This is a genomic window from Pseudomonas sp. MWU16-30323, from assembly GCF_020515595.1.
Taxonomy (GTDB): Bacteria; Pseudomonadota; Gammaproteobacteria; order Pseudomonadales; family Pseudomonadaceae; genus Aquipseudomonas; species Aquipseudomonas yamanorum.
This window is the reverse complement of record NZ_JAIWYM010000086.1, coordinates 1-880: the sequence shown is the minus strand read 5'-3', so window position 1 is coordinate 880 and position 880 is coordinate 1. Positions and strand designations below refer to the sequence as shown.

At 57.6% G+C, this 880-nt stretch carries 1 protein-coding gene and 1 pseudogene; both read left to right on the top strand.

Annotated elements, in window-relative coordinates; all coding sequences use genetic code 11:
- Positions 1–456, top strand: a pseudogene (locus tag LIY45_RS30545) (type VI secretion system tip protein VgrG); the annotation flags it as partial.
- 19 nt (positions 457–475) lie between these two features.
- Positions 476–880 (top strand): DcrB-related protein (locus LIY45_RS30540; protein ID WP_226478717.1); only part of this gene is annotated, 405 nt, incomplete at its 3' end.

The window sequence follows — 880 nt, the reverse complement described above, 5'->3', positions numbered from 1 at the left end:
CTGGGGCAGGAGGAAGTGTTCATCCATGCCGAGAAAGACCAGAACACCGTGGTCAAGAACAATCAGACCCAATCCATTGGCGCTGACCGAAGCAGCCAGGTCGGCCAGGACGAGACCATCACCGTCGGCCGCACCCGCATGCGGGTGGTGAAGGCCAATGACACCTTGAAAGTGGGCGGCAGCAAGAATGATCACGTCGCTGGCGAGTACTACATCGGCGTGGGCAAACAGCTGCGCCTCGAATGCGGCAAGACCGTCATAGAGCTCAACGAAAACGGCGACCTGAACATCACCTGCGAGAACTTCAATATCACCGGAATGAAAGCCGGCAAGGTCAACACCTTGTCAGGAAAACTCGATTTGAACATGAGTGGAAAGGCTTCCGGCACCACCGCAAACGGCGTCAGGGGTGCGGACATTCAGGGCGATGTAGACGGCTACTTCAACCATGAATGACCCCATAAGGACGGCTCCAATGCGCGAATACATCACCCACGATCTGATCATCGGGCTGGGCAATGAAATGCCCGAAGACAACAGCGTCAACATGCTGGTGTTCAAGGCGCGCGGCACCACCCTGGTGCTGGCACGCGGCCTCATGGACCCACAGACAACGTTGGCCGAGACCTATACCCAGCAGCTCACTGAGCTACGCAAGAAAGTCACGGCCTTCAAATGCACCAAACCTGCAGAGGTACGGGTGGGCGTTGACCGCAACATTGTCGCGATGGAAGTGCAAACCGAGTTCACCCAGGGCAACGCGCTTTCGTGCCAGTACCAACTGGCCTGTGAGCTGCCTGGCGAGCCTCGGTTACTGGCGCTGACGTACAGCAAGGGCAGCGCGCTCACTGAAGCAGATTTCGACCATTGGGAAACCCTG